Source organism: Kitasatospora sp. NPDC088783 (genome assembly GCF_044750705.1).
GTDB lineage: Bacteria > Actinomycetota > Actinomycetes > Streptomycetales > Streptomycetaceae > Kitasatospora > Kitasatospora fiedleri.
On record NZ_JBIVKJ010000001.1, the window covers coordinates 492923 to 513620 of the forward strand.

General features: G+C 74.6%; 20 protein-coding genes. 10 read left to right on the forward strand and 10 right to left on the reverse strand.

All coding sequences use genetic code 11. From position 1 onward, the window contains the following. Positions 1-334 precede the first annotated feature (334 nt). On the forward strand, positions 335-1573 hold the full coding sequence (locus ACIP60_RS02090; protein WP_400679026.1) for a hypothetical protein: 1239 nt from the start codon (positions 335-337) through the stop codon (positions 1571-1573). 27 nt (positions 1574-1600) lie between these two features. Here ACIP60_RS02090 and ACIP60_RS02095 read toward each other — a convergent pair whose 3' ends face one another. Together ACIP60_RS02095 and ACIP60_RS02100 are read right to left on the reverse strand one after the other, a co-directional pair. Next, the gene (locus ACIP60_RS02095; protein ID WP_400679027.1) at positions 1601-2053 is read right to left on the reverse strand and encodes a hypothetical protein; all 453 of its coding nucleotides are present in this window, start codon (positions 2051-2053) and stop codon (positions 1601-1603) included. Positions 2054-2184: 131 nt separating this feature from the next. Continuing rightward, the gene (locus ACIP60_RS02100; RefSeq protein ID WP_400679029.1) at positions 2185-2325 is read right to left on the reverse strand and encodes a hypothetical protein; all 141 of its coding nucleotides are present in this window, start codon (positions 2323-2325) and stop codon (positions 2185-2187) included. A 215-nt stretch (positions 2326-2540) separates the two neighbouring features. Between ACIP60_RS02100 and ACIP60_RS02105 the strand changes: the two genes are divergently transcribed. From ACIP60_RS02105 to ACIP60_RS02115, 3 genes are all read left to right on the forward strand, one after another. Then, positions 2541-4907 carry an ATP-binding protein gene (locus ACIP60_RS02105; protein WP_400679030.1) on the forward strand — a complete coding sequence of 789 codons (2367 nt, stop codon included), beginning with the start codon at positions 2541-2543 and terminating at the stop codon, positions 4905-4907. A 67-nt stretch (positions 4908-4974) separates the two neighbouring features. Further along, positions 4975-5643 carry a hypothetical protein gene (locus ACIP60_RS02110; protein WP_400679032.1) on the forward strand — a complete coding sequence of 223 codons (669 nt, stop codon included), beginning with the start codon at positions 4975-4977 and terminating at the stop codon, positions 5641-5643. Then, positions 5630-6289: a Fic family protein gene (locus tag ACIP60_RS02115; RefSeq protein WP_400679033.1), complete on the forward strand. Its 660-nt coding sequence runs from the start codon at positions 5630-5632 to the stop codon at positions 6287-6289. Before ACIP60_RS02110 ends, ACIP60_RS02115 begins: the two co-directional genes overlap by 14 nt. A gap of 7 nt (positions 6290-6296) precedes the next feature. On the opposite strand, the gene ACIP60_RS02120 is transcribed toward ACIP60_RS02115, so the two are convergent. Next, the gene (locus ACIP60_RS02120; RefSeq protein ID WP_400679035.1) at positions 6297-7115 is read right to left on the reverse strand and encodes an IclR family transcriptional regulator; all 819 of its coding nucleotides are present in this window, start codon (positions 7113-7115) and stop codon (positions 6297-6299) included. Positions 7116-7194: 79 nt separating this feature from the next. Between ACIP60_RS02120 and aceB the strand changes: the two genes are divergently transcribed. From aceB to ACIP60_RS02135, 3 genes are all read left to right on the forward strand, one after another. Then, positions 7195-8841 (forward strand): malate synthase A, encoded by a 1647-nt coding sequence (aceB, locus tag ACIP60_RS02125; RefSeq protein WP_400679037.1) that lies wholly within the window; start codon positions 7195-7197, stop codon positions 8839-8841. A gap of 115 nt (positions 8842-8956) precedes the next feature. Next, positions 8957-9343: a gamma-glutamylcyclotransferase gene (locus tag ACIP60_RS02130; protein WP_400679038.1), complete on the forward strand. Its 387-nt coding sequence runs from the start codon at positions 8957-8959 to the stop codon at positions 9341-9343. Between the two features lie 493 nt (positions 9344-9836). Beyond that, the gene (locus ACIP60_RS02135) at positions 9837-11435 is read left to right on the forward strand and encodes a TROVE domain-containing protein (protein ID WP_400679039.1); all 1599 of its coding nucleotides are present in this window, start codon (positions 9837-9839) and stop codon (positions 11433-11435) included. A gap of 266 nt (positions 11436-11701) precedes the next feature. On the opposite strand, the gene ACIP60_RS02140 is transcribed toward ACIP60_RS02135, so the two are convergent. The 7 genes from ACIP60_RS02140 to ACIP60_RS02170 all read right to left on the reverse strand — a co-directional run bounded on the left by ACIP60_RS02140 (position 11702) and on the right by ACIP60_RS02170 (position 17340). Continuing rightward, entirely contained in the window at positions 11702-13084 is a 1383-nt protein-coding gene (locus tag ACIP60_RS02140; protein ID WP_400679041.1) for an 8-oxoguanine deaminase, read from the reverse strand. Further along, on the reverse strand, positions 13045-14451 hold the full coding sequence (locus ACIP60_RS02145; RefSeq protein ID WP_400679042.1) for a nucleobase:cation symporter-2 family protein: 1407 nt from the start codon (positions 14449-14451) through the stop codon (positions 13045-13047). Before ACIP60_RS02145 ends, ACIP60_RS02140 begins: the two co-directional genes overlap by 40 nt. 233 nt (positions 14452-14684) lie before the next feature. Beyond that, positions 14685-15605 carry a factor-independent urate hydroxylase gene (gene pucL, locus ACIP60_RS02150; protein WP_400679043.1) on the reverse strand — a complete coding sequence of 307 codons (921 nt, stop codon included), beginning with the start codon at positions 15603-15605 and terminating at the stop codon, positions 14685-14687. 31 nt (positions 15606-15636) lie between these two features. Continuing rightward, positions 15637-15969: a hydroxyisourate hydrolase gene (uraH, locus tag ACIP60_RS02155; RefSeq protein ID WP_400679044.1), complete on the reverse strand. Its 333-nt coding sequence runs from the start codon at positions 15967-15969 to the stop codon at positions 15637-15639. A gap of 46 nt (positions 15970-16015) precedes the next feature. After that, on the reverse strand, positions 16016-16522 hold the full coding sequence (uraD, locus tag ACIP60_RS02160; protein ID WP_100839525.1) for a 2-oxo-4-hydroxy-4-carboxy-5-ureidoimidazoline decarboxylase: 507 nt from the start codon (positions 16520-16522) through the stop codon (positions 16016-16018). 162 nt (positions 16523-16684) lie between these two features. Continuing rightward, entirely contained in the window at positions 16685-17056 is a 372-nt protein-coding gene (locus ACIP60_RS02165; RefSeq protein ID WP_400679045.1) for a helix-turn-helix domain-containing protein, read from the reverse strand. Continuing rightward, positions 17053-17340 carry a thiamine-binding protein gene (locus ACIP60_RS02170; RefSeq protein WP_400679911.1) on the reverse strand — a complete coding sequence of 96 codons (288 nt, stop codon included), beginning with the start codon at positions 17338-17340 and terminating at the stop codon, positions 17053-17055. Before ACIP60_RS02170 ends, ACIP60_RS02165 begins: the two co-directional genes overlap by 4 nt. Before the next feature lie 197 nt (positions 17341-17537). On the opposite strand from ACIP60_RS02170, the gene ACIP60_RS02175 reads away from it, so the two are divergent. From ACIP60_RS02175 to ACIP60_RS02185, 3 genes are all read left to right on the forward strand, one after another. After that, positions 17538-18383: a TIM barrel protein gene (locus ACIP60_RS02175; RefSeq protein ID WP_400679046.1), complete on the forward strand. Its 846-nt coding sequence runs from the start codon at positions 17538-17540 to the stop codon at positions 18381-18383. A 39-nt stretch (positions 18384-18422) separates the two neighbouring features. Next, positions 18423-19310, forward strand: a complete 888-nt coding sequence (locus tag ACIP60_RS02180; RefSeq protein ID WP_282203390.1) for a 2-hydroxy-3-oxopropionate reductase — start codon at positions 18423-18425, stop codon at positions 19308-19310. A gap of 219 nt (positions 19311-19529) precedes the next feature. Continuing rightward, positions 19530-20654 carry a glycerate kinase gene (locus tag ACIP60_RS02185; RefSeq protein ID WP_400679047.1) on the forward strand — a complete coding sequence of 375 codons (1125 nt, stop codon included), beginning with the start codon at positions 19530-19532 and terminating at the stop codon, positions 20652-20654. Positions 20655-20698 lie beyond the last annotated feature (44 nt).

Below are 20698 nucleotides of genomic sequence, written 5' to 3' on the forward strand. Positions count from 1 at the left end.
CCCGGCCGGGGTGACGGAGCGTGGTGTGAGAGTGCTCTCAGCCGGGCGGAGGCCCTTGGAGACAAAGCGACAATCTGCCTAGCCTGCGGGGGCGCCCCCGACCGGGCGCACCCGCCGTCGGGACGCCGAGTCCCGCCCGACCGACGGCGTCTTCCCACAGCACACACGGGCGGGAGCGGGGGACCCACGGCAGTACGCCCTGCCCTGCCCCCGCCCTGTTCGGCGGCGGGACGGGCGCGGCTCGGGGTGAAGCCGCGCACCCGCGCGCGGCCGGGCGGCCTCAGCGCCCGAACCCGACAGCTCACCTCGCAGGCGTCGCGGAGGACCCCACCCCATGCGACCCACCACCCTTGCCACCCCCGCCCGCCTCGGCGTGCTGGCCGGTGCCGCCGCGCTGGTCGGCGTACCGCTGGCCGCCGCCGGACCGGCCGGTGCCGCCACCGCCACCACCGTCGTCCAGGACCGGCTCGCCCCGACCGGGATGACCGCCGGCACCGCGAGCACCGCCTCGCTCACCCTGCACGCGAACCGCTGCTTCACCGCGAAGACCGTCGGCGTCGGCATCCGCGACGCGGTCGGCGCGAACCTGGACTTCCCGGGCAGCGCGAGCAACGTCCGGGTCTGCCCCGGCGGCACCACCGTCACCACCGCCGCCCGCACGCTCCCGGCCGGCAGCTACACCCAGTTCGGGTTCTGGCAGGACACGGCGGGCGGCTGGCACAACCTGCCCGCGCGGACGCTGACCGTGGCGGGCGCCACGGCCACGCCGACGCCCAAGCCCACCCCGACGCCCAAGCCCACCCCGACGCCGACCCCGACGCCGAACCCCGGCACGCCGACGCCGACCCCCACGCCGACCCCGACGCCCGCGCCCAGCGCGGTGCCCGTCCCCGGCAAGGCGCTGACCTGGTCGGAGGAGTTCTCCGGACCGATCGCCTGGGGCAGCAAGTGGACCGGCGACCGCAGCAGCGCCTACCGCTACGGCAGCCACAACCCCGACGACAACAAGCTGGACTGGCTCGCCCCGTCCGCCGTCACCGTCTCCGGCGGCGTCGCCACCTTCACCGCCACCCCCTCCGCGCACACCCTGGAGAACGGCAAGCAGGCGTGGGACACCGGCCTGCTCACCACCGAGTACAGCAAGGACGGCTTCCAGGTCCGCACCGGCGACTACATCGAGGCCCGGGTGAAGCTGCCCGCCGGCGGCGGCGCCTGGCCCGCGCTGTGGACCTGGAAGGACGGCAACAACGAGATCGACAGCTTCGAGTACCACCCCGACAACCCGAACCTGCTGGAGCTCTCCAACCGGATCCGCTCCGGCCTGAACTACCACACCGACGCGAACGCCGTCGCCCCCGACCGCTGGGTCACCATCGGCACCTACTACGGCGCCGACTCGGTCGACTGGTACGTCAACGGGACGAAGGTGTTCTCCGACGGCACCGGCGTCGGCGCGAACTGGTCGGCCTACCCCATCCTCAACCTGTCGCTCAGCGCCGGGCAGTACCACCCGGCGGCGAGTGGCAGCGCGCCGGTCTCGTTCAGCGCCGACTACCTGCGGGTCTACCGCTGACGGTCGCCGGCTCCTGCCGGCGCCCGCTCACGAGACGGTGAGCGTGAACGGCGTCCGGTCGTTCGCCGGGTCGTGGTCGTCCGCGCTCACCACCCGCACCTGCCCCACGGCCCTCCCGCCGTGGGGCAGGCGCGCGTCCGCCCGCACCGGCACCAGCGCCGTCGCCGACCGCAGCGGCGGCAGCCCCGCCGGGAAGACGCAGCTGACGGTCCGCCCGGCGGCCGTGCACGAGGACGGGAAGTACGGCCCCTCCGGGGCGAACCCCGGCGGCAGGTCGACCACCACCGTGAACGGCGAACCCGTCGCCTCCGGACCGCCGTTGCCGACGAACCCGTGCACCGTCGTCACCCCGCCCGGCGCCACCGGCTCCGGATCCAGCCGCACCACCCGCAGATCCGAGTCGGACGCCGGCGCGGCGGCCGCCCCCAGCGCTCCCAGGGCGAGCACGGGCGCGGCGAGCAGGGCGAGGAGACGGGGCACGGCTGTCCTCCTGCGGAGCGTGAGTACCTGGACGCCCAGCGTAGTGAAGGGTCCGGCCCGGCCGGGTCCGGCCACGCCGCTGCGGTGCGGCACACGACCGCCCTGGCCGACGCCGTCCGGGCCGACCCTGATCAGCCGAGCAGATCGATCACCCAGGCCGTGACCGCGCGGGCCACCCCCGAGGCGAGGCCGCGCACCACCTGGGCGGTGAGCGTGCGGTCGGTGGTCCGGGCGGGCCTCTTCATGGTGCGGACGCGCTGCTTGCGGGACATCGTTTCCTCCCCTGACGGGTCGTGGTGGATCCGGGTCGGCCGACCGGTGTGAACACCACGATCCTTGGGCGGAGCGGTAGTTGGCGGATCGGCGGACGGACCCGGACCGGCCCGGAAGCGGCCCGCGTCGCCGCAGGTGGGCGCTAGGGTGAGAGGCCGCTCGGCGGACGGCGGCGGACGGCGGCGGACGGCGGCGGACGGGCGGAGGAGGTCGGGTGGGGCGGGGACGCGGGCAGGGCGCCCGGGCGCAGGCGGAGATCGGGGAGTTCGCCCGGGAGCTGGCGGAGTTGAAGGCCGACGCCGGGGATCCCAGCGGCCCGCAACTGTGCAGGGCGGCCGGGGCCGGGCTGAGCACCAGCGGGATCAGCGAGCTGCTGAGAGGCAAACGCGGCGAGTTCGGGATCCCGCAGTGGGAGACCGTCCGGGCGTTCGTCGGCGGATGCCGGGCGCACGCCGCGAGCAAGGGCATCGCGCTGGCGGAGCCGCTGGGGGATGTCGCCCACTGGCGCAAGCGGCACGGCGAGCTGGTCAAGACGCTCGACCGCCTCGACCGGGACGGACCGGTGCTGCCCCCGTTCGCCCCGCTGCCCGCCGTACCGCCCGGGTTCACCGGGCGCGGCGCCGACCTGGAAGAGCTGCTGGCCGTCCTCACCCCCGCCGCGGGCGACGAACAGGCCGTGCTGGTGGCGTCCGTCCACGGCATGGGCGGCATGGGCAAGACCACGCTCGGCCTCGCCGCCGGGCACGCCGCCGTCCGGCGCGGCCTGTTCACCGGCGTGCTCCTGCTCGACCTGCACGGCTACGACGACAACGCCCTCGACCCCGGCCAGGTGCTGGACACCGCCCTGCGGGCCCTGGGCACCGCGCCCGAACAGATCCCGCCCGACCCCGACCAGCGGGCCGCCCTCTACCGCACCCAGCTCGACGCCCGCGCCCGGGCCGGTGAACGCGTCCTGGTCCTCGCCGACAACGCCTCCGGCGCCGACCAGGTCCACCACCTGGTACCGCCGCCCGGCGCGCATCGCCTGCTGGTGACTTCTCGCGACGACTTCGCCGCCGTCCTCGACGCCCACTTGATCGACCTCGACGTCCTCACGCCGGAACGCGCCGCCGAACTCCTGGACACCGCCCTGCGCCTGACCCTCCCGCAGGACGCGCGGATCACGGCCGACCCGGACGGCGCGGCCCGGCTCGCCGACCTGTGCGGCCGCCTGCCGCTGGCGCTGCGGATCGCCGCCGCGCAGCTCGCAGCAGACCGCAGCCTGCGACCGGCCCGGCTCGCCGACGAACTGGACGACCTGACCGAGCGGCTTGACCTGCTCGACGACGGTTCGCGCGCGGTCCGCAGCGTGCTGGAACGCTCCTACCGTCGCCTCGCGCCCACCCACGCCGAGGTGTTCCGGCTGCTGGCCGTCAACCCCGGCCCGGACCTGTCCCTGGACGCCGCCGCGGCGGCCACCGGCATCAGCAAGACCAGCGACGTCCGCCGTCGACTCGTCGCGCTCTCCCGTGCCAGCCTGATCCGCCAGGACCCCGGGACCGGCCGCTGGCGGATGCACGACCTGGTGCGCGCCTACGCCGGGGAGCTGGCCCGCGAGCATCCCGGCCACACCGCGGTGGCGTTCCACCGGCTCCTGTCGTACTACTGCCGCCTGGCCGAAGCCGCGGACGCCGATCTGCAGCCCACCCGCATCCGGAAGGACCACGCGCGGCAGTACGCGGACTGGACGAACGCGTTGGCGATCATGGACGCCGAACGTGCCAACATCACGGCCGCCGCCCACGCGGGGCGCGAGGCCGGGCACCACCACCTCGTGGTGTTGCTGGCGATGTCCTTCGAGACGTACTGCGACGTACGCCGTCACCTCAAGGACAGCCTGGCCGTGGCCCAGGTGGCTCTCGCCTCCGCCCAGGACTCCTCCGATCGGTTGGACGAGGCGTCGGCCTGGGACAACCTGGGCGTCGTGCTCAGGGGGGTGGGCCGTTTCGAAGAAGCGGAGCAGGCCCATCGCAACGCGCTGGCACTATGGCAGGACGTCGGCGACAGGCGGAACGAAGTCGTCGGTTGGGGCGGCCTGGGAATCGTGTTGCGCGAAATGGGGCGTTTCGAGGAAGCCGAGCGGGCTTTCCGTGCAGCCATGTCGCTGAACCTGTCCCTGGGACGGCACAACGGCGGGACCGCGCACAACCTTGGCCTCGTGCTAGAGGAGTTGGGCCGTTTCGAAGAAGCGGAGCAGGCCCACCGCACGGCGCTGGCGCACAACCAGGCCCTCGGTGACTACCGGAACGAAGCCGGTGTCTGGCACAACCTGGGCACCGCGCTGCGCAGCGCGGGCGACATGAGGCAGGCCGTGGATGCCGGTCGGCGGGCCGTCACGATCTTCCGGGAGCTGGGCGACCAGTATCGGCTCGGCTGGGCGTCCGACGAGTTGGCCGACACGCTGCTCGCGGCGGGCCACCCCGCGGCCGAGGTGCGGGCGTTGCGGGAGGAGTCGGCCGCCGCGTACCGGCTGGCCGGGGCGGAGGAGAAGGCGGTCGCGGCGCTGGCCAAGGCGGACGGGCCGGGGGCGGAAAGCGGGTGACGGGGCGGCGGGGAGCTGGGACGATCGGGCGGCCGGTGCACGTACCGGGTCGATGAGGGAGGCCGTCATGTCCGCTCGGGTGTACCCGTGGCAGTTGTCCTGGGGCGAGGTGGATCCGGCGCGGCACCCGTTCGCGCTCGACGAGGACGGGCGGGACGAACTCGCCGCCGCCGTCCTCGCGTTGCAGCCGCCCGCGGCCGGCCCGCCCGACCGGTACGAGTTCGGGCCTCGGGTGACGGAGCTGCTGGTCGGGCGGTACGGGGCGTGGGCGTGCGGATGGGACTGGGCTGTGGGGGAGGGGGGTGGCGGCGGGCCCGTGCAGAGTTGGTGCTGCCCCGCCCATTCGCTGCGGGCCGGGTCCGGGGCAGCGGCCCGGACGGTGGTGGCGTCGCTGCTGGAGTGGCGGGAGTGGCTGGAGCGGCTGGCCGAACGGTTCGCCGAGCTCGTGCCGCCGCCGGGCGCGACGGCGCCGGAGCGGAGCCGGGCCGTGCAGCGGGCGGCCGTCCGGCTGGTGACCGTGGTGGTGGACGCGACGCAGGCCGAGGACGCCTGGTACGCCCTGTGCGAGCGGACGCTCACCTGGTACCTGGACGCGGCCGGGATCGCGGGGGAGGCGGCGGCCGCGCTGGTGGACGAGGCGATCGGCGGGCGCTTCGCGAGCTGGGTGACACCGGAGGCCGCCCTGGTCGACACCGTCGGCGCGGACCTCGCCCGCGCCTGCCGTGCTGACCACTGACGCCGACGCGCTCGCCGGCTGGCGCGTCGTGCGGCGGCAGGTCGACTGGGCCGGGGCCGTCCCGGCGGGCGAGTACGGTCCGCTGCGCCCCGCGACCGACGGGCTGGCCGCCTGGATCGCCGCCCAGCGGGTGACCCGCGGCGCACCACGGGCCGAACGGCTGCTGGCGGCAGCAGAGTCGGCGCGGGCGGACGCCGCCCGGGGGCTGCCGCTCACGCCCGAGCTGCTGCTCGGCTGGCAGCGGCTCGTCCTCGGCGACGGGGAACTGGGCTTCCGACGCACCGACGCGTTCGCCAAGGGCGGCCGCGAGCGGTACGGGTACGCGCCGTCGCTGCGGGACGACCTCGCCGCGTGCCTGCGGGAGAGCGCCGATCCGGGGCTGCCGCTGCCCGCGCGGGCGGCCCGGGCGTACCTGGACGTCGCGTTCTTCCACCTGTTCGCGGACGGCAACGGACGCTGCGCGATGCTGGTGCTCTGCTACGTGCTGGAGCTGGCGGGTGTCCGGCTCGACCTGGTCGGGCCGCTGGCCGTCGCCCGCTATCCCGACGACCCGGCGGGCGCGGCCGATCTCGCGCTGCTGGTGTCGGTGTTGATCCGGGCGGCCCGGCGGCGGGCGGATCCGGGCCCAGACCCGCACCACCGCTGACGGCGGGTCAGAGGACTTCGCCGAGGCGGGCGGCGATGGACTGCATGAGGGGGACGAGGCCGGCGGCGCCGGACTGGGCTTCGAGGGACTGGATGCGGGCCTCGGGGCCGGAGACGGAGAGGGCGGTGGGGGTGGGGGCGCCGGGGACGGCGACGGCGATGCAGCGGACGCCGATCTCCTGCTCCTGGTCGTCGACGACGTAGCCGAGGTCGCGGGCGGTGGCGAGCTGGGCGAGCAGCGCGGCGGGGGCGGTGACGGTGTGCGGGGTGTGGGCCTGGAGCGGGCCGGGGCCGAGCAGGGCGCGGGCCTCGTCCTCGGGGAGCTGGGCGAGCAGGGCCTTGCCGACGCCGGTGCAGTGGGGCTGGACGCGGCGGCCGACCTCGGTGAACATGCGCATGGAGCGCCGGGACTGGACCTGTCCGACGTAGACCACCTCGCCGCCCTCCAGGACGGCGAGGTTCGCGGTCTCGCCGGTGGCCTCCATGAGTTCGGCGAGGTAGGGGCGGGCCCAGGAGCCGAGCAGGCGGCCGGCGGTCTCGCCGAGGCGGATCAGGCGCGGGCCGAGGGTGTAGCGGCGGGCGGTGTCCTGCCGGACGTAGCCCTGGGCGACCAGGGTGCGGACCAGGCGGTGGATGGTCGGCATCGGCAGGCCGGAGGTGGCGGACAGTTCGCTGAGGGTGGCGACGCCGCCGGAGTCGGCGAGCGCCTCCAGGAGTTGGAAGGCGCGCTCGACGGACTGCACCGAGCCGGTGGTGCGTTCGGTGGAGGTGCTGGCCACGAGCGTTCCCTTCGATGTCCGGGGAGGAGTAGAGTCCACGCGATTCATCAACAAACCGTTGAAATTCTGTATCGCGGAAACTAGTCTCCACTGTACAGAACGGAACAGTCCAAGGAGAGTCCTGCCCATGGCCGCCGCAGATCAGGGTTCGTCCCCCTCCGTCCCCGGTGTCACGGTCTCCGGTCCGCCGGTGCCGCGCGCCGGGGAGGTGCTGACCGCGGAAGCGCTGGAGTTCGTCGCCGGCCTGCACCGGGCCTTCGAGGGCCGCCGCCGGGAACTGCTGGCCGCCCGCCGCGAGCGCCGCGCCGAGATCGCCCGCACCGGAACGCTGGACTTCCTGCCGCAGACCGCCGACGTCCGCTCCGGCGACTGGCGGGTCGCCCCCGCCCCGCGCGCGCTGACCGACCGCCGGGTGGAGATCACCGGCCCCACCGACCGCAAGATGGTCGTCAACGCGCTCAACTCCGGCGCCCGGGTCTGGCTCGCCGACTTCGAGGACGCCACCGCCCCGACCTGGGAGAACGTCGTCTCCGGCCAGGTCAACCTGATCGACGCCTTCGAGGGCCGGATCGACTTCACCGGCGAGCGGGGCAAGGCGTACGTCCTCAGGCCCGCCGCCGAACTCGCCACCGTCGTGGTCCGCCCGCGCGGCTGGCACCTGGACGAGCGGCACCTCACCGTCGACGGCGCCCCGGTGGCCGGCGCCTTCGTCGACTTCGGCCTGTACTTCTTCCACAACGCCGCCCGGCTGCTCGCCAGGGGCGAGCAGGACCCGAACTCCGGCCCGTACTTCTACCTCCCGAAGACCGAGAGCCACCTGGAGGCCCGGCTCTGGAACGAGGTCTTCACCCACGCCCAGGCCGCCCTCGGCATCCCGCACGGCACGATCCGCGCCACCGTGCTGATCGAGACCATCACCGCCGCCTTCGAGATGGACGAGATCCTCTACGAACTGCGCGACCACGCCGCCGGATTGAACGCCGGCCGGTGGGACTACCTGTTCTCGATCGTGAAGAACTTCCGGGACGCCGGCGAGCGCTTCGTCCTGCCCGACCGCAACACCGTCACCATGGCCTCCCCGTTCATGGCGGCCTACACCCGCCTGCTGGTGCGGACCTGCCACCGGCGCGGCGCGCACGCCATCGGCGGGATGGCCGCGTTCATCCCCTCCCGCAAGGACCCGGAGGTCAACGCCGCCGCGCTGGTCAAGGTCCGGGCCGACAAGGAGCGGGAGGCCGCCGGCGGCTTCGACGGCTCCTGGGTCGCCCACCCGGACCTGGTGCCCGTCGCCCGGGAGTGCTTCGACGCGGTGCTCGGCGAGCGTCCGCACCAGAAGGAGAACCCGGGCCCGGCCGAGCCGGTCACCCCCGCCCAGCTGCTCGACGTCGCCGCGGCCGGCGGCAGCTGCACCCGCACCGGGCTGCACAACGCCGTCCAGGTCGGCATCCGCTACATCGAGGCCTGGCTGCGCGGGCTCGGCGCCGTCGCCATCTTCCACATGATGGAGGACGCCGCCACCGCCGAGATCTCCCGCTCGCAGGTCTGGCAGTGGATCCACAACGGCGTGGTGCTCGCCGACACCGGCGAGAAGACCACCGCCGACCTGGTCCGCCGCCTGGTCGCCGACGAACTCGCCGCGCTGAGCGCCGAGTTGGGCGAGGACGCCTACGCCGCCGGGCGCTGGACGGAGGCCGCCGCCCTGTTCGAGCAGGTCGCCCTCGCCGAGGACTTCCCGGACTTCCTCACCCTCCCCGCGCTCGCCCTCATCGACTGAGCGTCCCACCGACTGAGCGTCCCACCGACTGAGCGTCCCGCCCCGCCCACTCCGCCCCGTACCGCCGCACCCCCACGTCGGCCGCGGTACGGGGCGGTCCCACGAGAGGAGCACCATGGCACGCGTCTTCTTCAACGGCCAGGCGATGACCGGCGGCCCGTTCCACGCCAAGGTCCACGGCCACCTGATCGGCCCGGCCCGCACCGCCCCCGGCTACCGCTTCTTCTCCGTCCGCGACGAGTGCCCCGCCCTGCTCGCCGACCCGGACGCCGACACCGCCGTCGAGGGCGAGCTGTACGAGCTGCCGCTGGAGCGCCTGCGGGACGCCGTCCTGCCCGGCGAACCGCGCGAACTGGAGCTCGGCGTCATCGAGTTGGCCGACGGCACCCCCGCGCTGTCGATGGTGCTGGCCCGCGGCCAGCTGGAACGCGGCGTGCACCGCGAGATCACCGCGCACGGCGGCTGGCGCGCCTACCTGGCCACCCTCGGCCGCGAAGCCTGAACGGGGCGCCCGGGCCGCCCCGGCACCGGGGGAAAAGCGGGTGCGGCCGGGGGAGTGCGCTGGCTAGGGTGATCCACGTCCGGGTGCGCAGGCAGGGGTTACTTCTCTGGATGGGTCCGTCGGCTCCGGCCGGTGCGGCCCAGGTGAAGGAACCGTTCCACGTCACCCCCGCCGCCTCGACCTCCGGACACCCAGCTGTACGCAGACTGCCACCTCCCGGTGCGCAGGCGCCGGTTACTTCCTGTAAAGAACCCACCGGCGCCGCTTTCGATCTCGGGAGGCAGCCGCGCCGGGGCGTCCGGTGCGCAGGCGGGGGTTACTTCCGGCTTCGGCGGTTCCGGGTTCGAGTCCCGGTCGCCCGTGCCCCGCACGGGCGGTAGCTCAAGGGCAGAGCACTGAACTGTCACCTCCACCGCGGCGGGCCGACCCGGCCCGCACGATCTCGGACGCCCCGGCCCGGCACGCCTCCCCGCAGGACGCAGGAGGAGTTCCCATGGCCCGCTTCAACACCCGCCGCGCCACCACCGCGAGCGGCCCGACCTCGCCCGTCGCCACCACCGGGCGGACCGCCCCCAACCACAACGGCGGGACGGGCCACCTGCGGGACGAGAAGTCCGAGCTCTTCCTGCTCGCCGTCGCCAACCTGGTCGGCCAGGACACCTTCTACGAACGCGGCGGCGACCGCGACGACCGCTACACCGCCCTGGTGCGCGAACTCGCCGTCCGCGACCCCGAGTGGACGCTCGGCCTGCTGCGCTGGCTGCGCTACGGCGCCGCGATGCGCACCGCCCCGCTGGTCGGCGCCGCCGAGTTCACCCGCGCCCGGCTCGACGCGAAGCTCCCCGGGTACTCCCGGCAGGTGGTCGACGCGGTGCTGCGCCGCCCCGACGAGCCCGGCGAACTGCTCGCCTACTGGACCTCCCGGTACGGCCGCGCCCTGCCCAAGCCGCTCAAGCGCGGCGTCGCCGACGCCGCCGCCCGGCTGTACGACGCGCGCGCCCTGCTCAAGTACGACACCGCGAGCAAGGGCTACCGCTTCGGCGACGTCCTGGAGCTGACCCACCCCGGCCCCCACCGCGACAAGCCGTGGCAGGGCGAGCTGTTCCGCTACGCGCTGGACCGGCGCCACCGCCCCGACGAGGCCCTCCCGCCCGCCGGGAGCGCCGTGCTGACCGCCCACCGGGAGCTGATGGCGCTGCCCGTGGCCGAGCGCCGCGCGGTGGTCGAGAGCCCCGGCGGGGCCGAGCGGCTGGCCGCCGCCGGGATGACCTGGGAGGCGCTGGCCGGCTGGCTCCAGGGCCCGCTGGACGCCGCCGCCTGGGAGGCCGTCATCCCGTCCATGGGCGCGATGGCGCTGGTGCGCAACCTGCGCAACTTCGACCGGGCCGGCGTCTCGGACGAGGCGGCCGAGGCGGTCGCCCGCCGGATCGCCGACCGGGGCGAAGTGCGCCGCTCGCGCCAGTTCCCGTTCCGCTACCTCGCCGCGCACCGGCACGCGCCCTCGCTGCGCTGGGGCCACGCCCTGGAGCGGGCGCTGCGGCACTCGCTGGAGAACGTGCCGGAACTGCCCGGGCGGACCCTCGTCCTGGTCGACCGCTCCGGCTCGATGTTCGACCGGCCCGGCGCGCAGACCGAGCTCAACCGGGCCGACACCGCGGCCGTCTTCGGCACCGCGCTCGCCCTGCGGGCCGCCGAGGCGAACCTGGTCGAATTCGGCACCACCAGCCGGGAGATCGACCTCCGGCCGGGCGACTCGCTGCTCAAGGCGGTCGACCGCTTCGGCAACCGCGGCGGCACCGACACCGCCGCCGCCGTCCGGGCCCACTACCGGGGCCACGACCGGGTGGTGATCGTCACCGACGAGCAGGCGTACGGCGGCCGGGTCCGCGACCCGCTGGAGTCCGTCCCGGCGCACGTCCCCTGTTACACCTGGAACCTGGCCGGCTACCGCACCGGCCACGCCCCCTCCGGCACCGGCGGCCGCCACACCTTCGGCGGCCTGACCGACGCCGCGTTCCGCCTGATCCCCCTGCTGGAGGCCGGGCAGCACGCCGCCTGGCCGTGGGAGCGGCAGGAGCGGCAGGACCGGTAGGACCGGTAGGGGCGGCAGGGCTGGGAGGTGACGGGCCGTCAGCCGGTGGCCGGGTGCTCCCGGCCGCTCGCGTCCCTGCGGGCCGCCCCGCCCGGAGGCTACCGGGCAGCGGCCCGGACGGCGGCGTTGACGGCGAGCGGCCCGGACGGCCAGCGGTACGGACGGCGGCGTGGAGCGGCCCCGGACCCTTCGCCGTGGGTCCGGGGCCGCGGGTCCGGGAGCCGGCCGTCGTCCCTGGCGGCCGGCCCCCGGAGCTCGGTGGGGCGTCAGCCGCGGGCGGCCAGGTCGCGGGCGGCGCGGGCGGCGGTGAGGGCGATCCGGTCCTCGTCGGCGGTGGTCAGGCGGCCGTTCTCGACCACCGGGTTGCCGTTCACGAACAGCGCGGTCAGCGGCGGGAGCGCCCCGAGGACGAGCGCGGCGACCGGGTCGGCGATCGAGGAGTGCAACACCCCGTCGACCTTCCAGAGCGCGAGGTCGGCGAGCTTGCCGGCCTCGATCGAGCCGATCTCGGCCTGCCGCCCCAGCACCCGGGCGCCGCCCATGGTGCCCAGGCGCAGCGCCTGGCGCACCGTCAGCGCGTCGGGGCGGCCGTGCAACCGGTTGATCAGCAGCGCGTTGCGCAGTTCGGTGCCCAGCTCGCCGGACTCGTTGGAGGCGGTGCCGTCCACGCCCAGGCCGACCGGCACGCCCGCCCTCAGCATGTCGGGGACGCGGGCGATCCCGGCGGCCAGCCGGGCGTTGGAGGACGGGCAGTGCGCGACGCCGGTGCCGGTCTCGGCGAACTTGGCGATGTCGGAGTCGTTCATGTGGACGCAGTGCGCCATCCACACGTCCTCGCCCAGCCAGCCCGTCGACTCGAAGTAGTCCGTCGGGCCCATCCCGAACAGCTGCCGGCAGAACTCCTCCTCCTCGGCGGTCTCCGAGCCGTGGGTGTGCAGCCGCACCCCCTTGCGGCGGGCCAACTCGGCCGACTGCCGCATCAGTTCGGTGGAGACCGAGAACGGCGAGCAGGGCGCGATGGCGACCCGCAGCATCGAGCCGAACGAGGCGTCGTGCCACTTGTCGACGGCGGACTCGGAGGCGGCGAGGATCTCGTCGGTGTCCTCCACCGCGTGGTCCGGCGGCAGCCCGCCGTCCTTCTGGCCGCGGTCCATCGAGCCGCGCAGCGCGGTGAACCGCAGGCCCAGCTCCTGCACGCCCGCCACCGAGGCGCCCAGCACGTCGCCGCCGCCGCGCGGGAAGACGTAGTGGTGGTCGGAGGCGGTGGTGCAGCCCGACTTGAGCAGCGCGGCGGCCGAGCCCTGGGTGGCGGCGTGCACCAGGTCCTCGTCGATCCGGGCCCAGGTCGGGTACAGCGCCACCAGCCAGTCGAACAGGATGCTGTCCTGCGCCAGCCCGCGGGTGATCCACTGGTAGAAGTGGTGGTGCGTGTTGACCAGCCCGGGGGTGAGCAGGTGCCCCTCGCCGTCGATCCGCCGCGCCACGTTGTCCAGCCAGGCGGGCGCGGGCCCGTCCCCGACCGACTCGATGGTGTTGCCGAGCAGGACCACGTGGCCGCGGGCGTACTCGGTGTCGTGCGCGTCGACGGTGGCGATCGCGACGTTCTCGATCACGATCCGCCGGTCGGCGGCGGGGGGCTGGACTGCCATGGGGGGACTCCTTGGAGGGAACGGCCGGCGGAGCCGACGTGGTGGAACAGCAGGTTGAGCAGCACCGCGGCCAGGCAGCCGGCCGAGATGCCCGAGTGCATCAGGGTGCGGACGGCCTCCGGGAACCCGTCGTAGAAGGTCGGCACGGCGATCGGGACGATCCCCACCCCGAGCGAGACCGACACCAGGATGGTGTGCGAGGTCGACTCCATCCCGGCCTCCGCGAGGGTGCGGATGCCGGACGCCGCGACCGTGCCGAACAGCACGATCCCCGCGCCGCCGAGCACCGGCTGCGGCACCAGCGACACCAGCGAGCCGAGCACCGGGAACAGTCCGAGCAGCACCAGGATGCCGCCGCCGGCCGCGACCACGTACCGGCTGCGCACCTTGGTGAGCGCCACCAGTCCGATGTTCTGGGCGAACGCGCTGCACGCGAAGCCGTTGAACACCGGGCTGACCGCGGTGGCCAGGCCGTCGGCGCGCAGCCCGGCCGCCAGGGTCGGCTCGTCGGCCTCGCGGTCGACGATCCGGCCCAGCGCCAGCATGTCGGCGGTGGACTCGGTCATCGCGACCACCATGACGATGCACATCGACACGATCGCCGCGGCGTCGAACCGCGGCCCGCCGAAGTGGAACGGCGAGGGCAGCGCGAACACCCGGGCGTCGCCGACGGCCGAGAAGTCGGCCAGGCCGAGCGGGAAGGCCGCGGCGGTGCCGACCGCCAGGCCGATCAGCAGCGACATCTGCTGCCAGAAGCCGCGCAGCAGCCGGTTGCCCAGCACCACCGCGGCCAGCGTGAACGCGGCCAGGCCGACCGCCTTCGCCGAGCCGTAGCCGGGCGCGCCCGGCGAGCCGCCGCGCGCCCAGTTGACCGCCACCGGCAGCAGCGACACCCCGATCAGGGTGATCACGGTGCCCTGCACGACCGCCGGGAAGAACCTGACGAGCCGGCAGAAGTACGGCGCCGCGAGGAAGCACAGGACCCCCGCGACGATCACCGCCCCGAAGACCACCGGGAGGGCGTCCTGCGGGCCGTGCTCCTTGGCGATCGCCAGCATCGGGGCGACGCCGGCGAACGAGACGCCGTTGACGAACGGGAGCCGGGCCCCGATCCGCCAGACGCCCAGGGTCTGGAGCAGGGTGGCCAGCCCGGCGGTGAACAGGCTGGCCGATATCAGCAGGGCGAGTTCGCCGGGGCTCAGCCCGACGCCCGCGCCCACGATCAGGGGTGGAGCGACCACGCCGGCGTACATCGCGGCGACGTGCTGGAGCCCGGTGCCGAACAGCTTCGCCGGGGAGAGCACCTCGTCGACCGGGTGGGTGGGGGTGGAACCGTCGTCGGTGGTGGGGGTGGTGCGGAGTGCCATGGAAGAGCCCCTTTGCTGTCCCTGGCTCTCGGCGCAACCCGGGCGCTGGAGAGGGTGGGTGGATCGGCCGGAGGACGGGACGACGGTGCAGGGTCCCTCCGGGGCGCTCTCCGGCCCCCGGGACTGCCGCCGTGAGGGCGGGCACGGTCTCCGAACGGTGTGGGGGAGGGAGCGGAAGCGCGGTACTGCGGCGTACGGCGGTGCGGAGTGCCGCGGTCGGGGCGTCGGGCGCGTTACGCGACCGGGATCACCGGGGTGACGCCCTCGCGGTGCACGGTGCCCTCGATCAGGCCGTACATCCGGTCGGCGGCGAAGTAGACCTCGTTCTCGTTCTTCAGTCCGAACGGTTCCAGGTCGACCAGGAAGTGGTGCTTGTTCGGCAGCTCCAGGCGGACCTCGTCCACCTCGGCGCGGTTGTTCAGCACCCGGGTGCCCATCGCGTGCAGGGTCTGCTGCAGCGAGTAGGAGTAGGTCTCGGCGAACGCCTCCAGCAGGTGGCGGCGCACCTGCTGGTACGAGCGGTTCCAGTTCGGCTCCGGCTGGCCGTCGCGGCCGTGGAAGCCGAACGCCCAACGGGCCGTCACCTGGGTGGCCAGGATGCGGTCGTACGCCTCCTGGAGGGTGGTGTACCTGTCCTTGATGTAGCCCCAGAACTCGGAGTTGGTGGTGTTCATCACCACCAGGTCCTTGAGTCCGGAGACCACCCGGAACCGGTCGCCGTCGTACACCACCTCGGTGGTGCGCACCTCCTGGCCCTTGCGGACGAAGGAGTGGCCGACCTCCTCGGAGCCGATGAACCGGGAGGAGGAGTCGGGGGTCCTGATCCGCTCCCAGGCGTACTCCTCGACCCGGATCCGGGCGCTGTGGACCACACCGCGCTCGGTGTCGTCCACGAAGTGCCGGGCCAGCAGGACGGCGAAGCCCTCGGCGGACTCGATGCCGTGCTCCTTGGCGTAGGCGTACACGGTGTTCTTGGTGGTGTCGGTGGGCAGGCAGTTGGCGTTCGAGCCGGTGAGGTGCACGTCGTCGAACTCGCCGCGCAGCGAGACCGAGACGTTCAGGTCCTTGATCTCGTGGCGGGTGGAATCGCGGGAGACCCGGACGATGCGGTTCTCCGCCTTGCCGTACTGGTTCTGGCCGAGCACGTGGGCCATGACGTGGCTCCTAGGGTTCCGGGCGGCCTACCTAGCTTCCGCGGTAGACCGAGTAGCCGAACGGGTTGAGCAGCAACGGCACGTGGTAGTGGTGCTGCGCGGGCGCGACCGTGAAGACGATCGAGACCTCGGGGAAGAACGGCCGCCCGGCCGACCCCGCGTAGTACGCGGCGGTGTCGAACAGCAGCCGGACGACCGAGCCCGCCTCCGCGGCCGGCAGGTCCTTGACCCGGCCGTCGGAGTCCGTGGCGGAGGTGCCGAGCACCTGCCAGCCACCCTCGGTGTGCAGTGCCAGCTCGACCGGTACGCCCGCGGCCGGGCGGCCGAGGCTGGTGTCGAGCACGTGCGTGGAGATGCCGGTCATGATGGGGAAGACCTCACTGGATGGCAGGGAGTGACTGTCCGTCGGTTCACCGGGGCGCGTCAAGCAGGCGGTCGATGCGGATCTCGTTGATCTTCCGCAGCTCCTCCCGGACGGTCTCCGCCTCGGTGGCGGGGTCGTTCGGGTAGCGCGCGCGCAGCGCGGCGAGCATGCCGTCCGCGGTGCGCCCGGTCGCGCAGACCAGGAACACGTGGCCGAACTTCGCCTCGTAGGCGGTGTTGGCCGCGCGCAGTTCGGCCAGGACGGACGGGTCGGCGCCCCGGACGCCGGCCTGCTCGCGCTCGGAGACGGCGTCCCCCGGCTTCGGGGTGCCGATCCGGGCGTGGCCGGCCATCGCGTCGCGCAGGTCGGCCGCGGAGAGCCCCGCCGTCGCCGCCGCGTTGGCGGCGGACAGCTCCGCGCGGTCGTGCCAGGGGCGGGTCGCCGCGACGGCGGCGGCCCAGGCGGGGCTGGAGCAGACCTCCAGCAGGAGCTCCCGCAGTCCGGCCGCGTCGGTGGCGGCCAGGGCGGAGAGGGCAGGGGGTGGCTGGGTCACGGTGGACCTCCTGAGGGTTGGTGCCACCCGCACAAGCTAGATCGGCCGCAACAGGCCGTCAACACTTTGTTGAACTGTTTGTGGGGACGGCGCACGGCGCCGGGTCCGCGACCCGGCGCCGTGTGCGATCCGCCAAATCCCCGGGGCCGGGCTCCGGCGGGGTCAGGACTTCTCCTGCCGGTTCAGGTAGTTGTACACCGTGAACCGGCTGACGCCGAGCGCCGACGCGACCGTCTCCACCCCGTGGCGGACGGTGAACGCGCCGCGCTCCTCCAGCAGCGCGACCACCCGCTGCTTCTCGGCGCGGTCCAGCTCGGCCAGCGGCCGGCCGTCGAACTGCCGGGCCGTCTCCGCCAGCAGCCGGTCCAGCGCGCTGCTCAGGTGCGGCAGCCGCACGGCCACGGCCGGGGCGCCGTCCCACTCCAGGACGACGTCCTCCGCGCGGGCCTCGGCCGGCTCGATCGCGGTCGCGCCGACGGCGGCCAGCAGGGGTTCCAGGGCGGCGGCGAGCGGGTGCTTCAGGGCGTCGCTCACTGCTTATCCCCTCCTTCGGATCCTTCCGGACCGGCTGTCCCCGGGGCGCCGGGCTCCTCGTCCAGCACGCTGACCTGGACCGAGATCCGGCTCGCCCCGGCCGCCAGGGTCTCCCGCAGCAGGCGGGTGACGGCGGCCAGGGCCGGCTCGGCGTCGCCCTCGGCGCTGGTGCCGAACGGTCCGACCGAGACGGCGAGTCCCGCCTCGTCCACCACCCGGCGCGCGGCCCTGGCGTGCTCGGGGAACCCGTCCAGGTCGAACGGCTCTGTCGTGAACTCCACCATCAATCGCACCCGCCCACCTTATCGATCCGGCCGGTCCGGACGATCGGACAGGTGTGCGCGGGCGGACGGCCGGCGGCCCGGGCAGCTTCAACAAAATGTTGCGGCGTCCTTGACAGTTCCGGGCGGCGGCGGAGAAGCTTCCGTCAAGCAGAATTCAGCTTCCGGATCGTGGAAGTTGCACGGCGAGAGAGCGAGAGGTGAACGACGTGACCGCTGCCGCCCAGCACCGCTTCACGGTCAACCTGTCCATCCTGTTCGGCGAACTGCCCCTGCTGGAGCGGCCCGCGGCCGCCGCGGCGGCCGGCTTCACCGCCGCCGAACTCTGGTGGCCCTTCGGCGAGGAGCCCGCCCCCGGGGCGGAGGAGACCGGCGCGCTGGTCGCCGCGTTCGAGGACGCCGGGGTCGAACTGACCGGCCTCAACCTCCTCGACGACCTGGTCCGCGGCGCCCGCGGCACGCTCTCCCTCCCCGCCGAGAGCGAGCGCTTCCGGGCGAACGTCCCGGTCGCCACCGCCCTCGCCGCCCGCCTGGGCACCGGCGCGCTGAACGCCCTCTACGGCAACCGCGTCCCCGGCACCGACCCCGCCGAGCAGGACGCCCTCGCCCTGGAGAACCTCGCCCTCGCCGCCCGGGCCGCCCACTCGATCGGCGCGGTCCTGCTGGTCGAGACGCTCAACCGGGCCGAGTCCCCCGACTACCCGCTGGTCACCGCCGCCGCCGCGGTCGACGTGGTCGACCGGGTCAACGCCGCCACCGGGCTCGGCAACGCGAAGTTCCTCTGCGACCTCTACCACCTCGCCCGCAACGGCGAGGACCCGGGCGCCGTCATCGGGGCGCACGCCGACCGGATCGGCCACGTGCAGATCGCCGACACCCCCGGCCGCAACGAACCCGGCACCGGCGACCTCGACTTCGAGGACCTGTTCGCCCGCCTCACCGCCGCCGGCTACCGCGGCCGCGTCGGCCTGGAGTACCGCCCGGCCGGCGGCGTCAGCGCCGAGAGCTTCGACTGGCTGCCGCGCGAACTGCGCGCCGCGCGCTGAACTCTCCCCTCAAGACACTCACGTAAGGACCCGCACGCGATGAGCCGCAAGATCGCCTTCATCGGCCTCGGCATCATGGGCAAGCCCATGGCCGTCAACCTGGTCGGGGCCGGCCACCACGTCACCGGCTACAACCTCACCCGGGAGCCCGTCGACGCCCTGGTCGCGGCCGGCGGCCACGGCGCCGCCTCGATCGCCGAGGCCGTCGCCGACGCCGAGGTCGTCATCACCATGGTGCCCGCCGACCCGCAGGTCGAGCAGGTGATCCTGGGCGAGGGCGGCGTCCTGGAGCACGCCCGGGACGGCGCCCTGGTCATCGACATGTCCAGCATCACCCCGCAGACCTCGATCAAGGTCGAGGCCGCCGCGAAGGCCCGCGGCGTCCGCACCCTGGACGCCCCCGTCTCCGGCGGCGAGGCCGGCGCCGTCGAGGCGGTGCTCTCCATCATGGTCGGCGGCGCGGCGGCCGACTTCGCCGAGGCGAAGCCGCTGTTCGACGCGCTCGGCACCACCGTCGTGCACGTCGGCCCGGCCGGCGCCGGGCAGACCGTCAAGGCCGCCAACCAGCTGATCGTCGCCGTCAACATCCAGGTGCTGGCCGAGGCCGTGGTCTTCCTGGAGAACGCGGGCGTCGACCTCGCCGCCGCCCTCGACGTGCTCGGCGGCGGACTGGCCGGCTCCACCGTGCTGAACCGCAAGAAGGGCAACATGCTCGCCCGCGAGTTCGCCCCCGGCTTCCGGATCGACCTGCACCACAAGGACATGGGCATCGTCACCGACGCGGCCCGCGCCGTCGGCGCCGCGCTCCCGCTCGGCGCGGTCGCCGCCCAACTGGTCGCCTCCGCCCGGGCCAACGGCGACGGCTCGCTCGACCACTCCGCGCTGCTGCGCGGCGTCGAGCGGCTCTCCGGCCGCGAGGTCAAGTAAGGGAAGCAACCGGACTCCCCCGGCGGCGCGCACCTGTCCGCCCGCGCCCGCGCCGCCGGGGGGCACGAACCCCTCCCCGCCGAGGGGAGCCTCCCGCACGGGAGGACGGCGGGGAGGGAGACTCTCGGGCAGCCGGGTGGCGCGCGTCCGGGGGTCCGGACCCCCGCCGCCCTCCCGGCCCCGTTCCGCCCGCTCGTTTCTGCAGAAAGGCCCGGTGCCGTGCGAGGTCATGTGGTCGTCGCCCCCGACAAGTTCAAGGGGTCGCTGGAGGGCGCCGAGGTCGCCGCGCGGATCGCGGCCGGCATCCGGCGGGCGGTGCCCGGGGTGGAGGTGCGCGAGCTGCCGGTGGCCGACGGCGGGGAGGGGACGCTGGCGGCGGCGCTCGCGGCCGGGTTCTCCCGGGTGGAGGTGAAGGTCGCCGGGCCGACCGGCCTGCCGGTGGTCGCGGGGCTGGCGGTGAAGGGGGAGACCGCGGTGGTCGAGCTGGCGCAGGCGTCCGGGCTGGCCCGGCTGCCCGGCGGCCGGACGGCGCCGCTGGCCGCCGGCTCGTACGGGGTCGGGCAGCTGGTCGCGAAGGCGGTCTCGCTCGGGGCGACCCGGGTGGTGCTGGGCCTCGGGGGGAGCGCCTGCACCGACGGCGGCGCGGGCCTGGCGCAGGCGCTGGGCGTCGAGCTGTACGACGCCGACGGCGCGCCGCTGCCGCCCGGCGGGGCCGCCCTGCGGCGGCTGGCGCGGGTGGAGCCGGGCCCGCTCGCGGACGGGCTGCGCGGGGTGGAGGTGGTCGTCGCGTGCGACGTGGACAACCCGCTGCTGGGCCCGCGCGGGGCGGCGGCCGTGTACGGCCCGCAGAAGGGCGCGGACGCCGCCGACCTGGTGGTGCTGGAGGAGGGGCTGACCCGCTGGGCGGACGCGGTCGCCGGGCTGACGGGCCGTGAGGTCCGGGACGCGCCGGGCGCGGGCGCGGCCGGCGGGGTGGGTTTCGCCGCGCTGGCGCTGCTGGGGGCGACGATGCGCCCGGGCATCGAGCTGCTGCTGGAGCTGCTGGGCTTCGAGCGGGCGGTGCGCGGGGCGCGCCTGGTGGTGACCGGCGAGGGCTGCCTGGACGCGCAGACCCTGCACGGCAAGGCCCCGGCGGGGGTGGCCGCGGCGGCGGCCCGGGCCGGGGTGCCGGTGGCGGCGGTGGCCGGGCGGCTGGAGCTCGCCGAGCGGGAGTGGCGGGCGGCGGGCTTCGTCGAGGCGCTGGCGCTGGCCGAGCTGGCGGGCGGTCCGGCGGAGTCGATGGCCCGGGCGGGCGAGCTCGCGGAGCTCGCGGGGGAGCGGCTGGCGGCCGCGCTGCTGCGCTGACGGACCGTCGCACTCTCGTACGTTCACACATTGACGTTTTGTTG

Coding starts and splice junctions, on each gene's coding strand:
- ACIP60_RS02090 (WP_400679026.1), top strand. CDS start 335: ATGCGACCCACCACCCTTGCCACCCCCGCCCGCCTCGGCGTGCTGGCC.
- ACIP60_RS02100 (WP_400679029.1), bottom strand. CDS start 2,325: ATGTCCCGCAAGCAGCGCGTCCGCACCATGAAGAGGCCCGCCCGGACC.
- ACIP60_RS02110 (WP_400679032.1), top strand. CDS start 4,975: ATGTCCGCTCGGGTGTACCCGTGGCAGTTGTCCTGGGGCGAGGTGGAT.
- ACIP60_RS02120 (WP_400679035.1), bottom strand. CDS start 7,115: ATGAATCGCGTGGACTCTACTCCTCCCCGGACATCGAAGGGAACGCTC.
- aceB (WP_400679037.1), top strand. CDS start 7,195: ATGGCCGCCGCAGATCAGGGTTCGTCCCCCTCCGTCCCCGGTGTCACG.
- ACIP60_RS02130 (WP_400679038.1), top strand. CDS start 8,957: ATGGCACGCGTCTTCTTCAACGGCCAGGCGATGACCGGCGGCCCGTTC.
- ACIP60_RS02135 (WP_400679039.1), top strand. CDS start 9,837: ATGGCCCGCTTCAACACCCGCCGCGCCACCACCGCGAGCGGCCCGACC.
- ACIP60_RS02140 (WP_400679041.1), bottom strand. CDS start 13,084: ATGGCAGTCCAGCCCCCCGCCGCCGACCGGCGGATCGTGATCGAGAAC.
- ACIP60_RS02145 (WP_400679042.1), bottom strand. CDS start 14,451: ATGGCACTCCGCACCACCCCCACCACCGACGACGGTTCCACCCCCACC.
- pucL (WP_400679043.1), bottom strand. CDS start 15,605: ATGGCCCACGTGCTCGGCCAGAACCAGTACGGCAAGGCGGAGAACCGC.
- uraH (WP_400679044.1), bottom strand. CDS start 15,969: ATGACCGGCATCTCCACGCACGTGCTCGACACCAGCCTCGGCCGCCCG.
- ACIP60_RS02170 (WP_400679911.1), bottom strand. CDS start 17,340: ATGGTGGAGTTCACGACAGAGCCGTTCGACCTGGACGGGTTCCCCGAG.
- ACIP60_RS02180 (WP_282203390.1), top strand. CDS start 18,423: ATGAGCCGCAAGATCGCCTTCATCGGCCTCGGCATCATGGGCAAGCCC.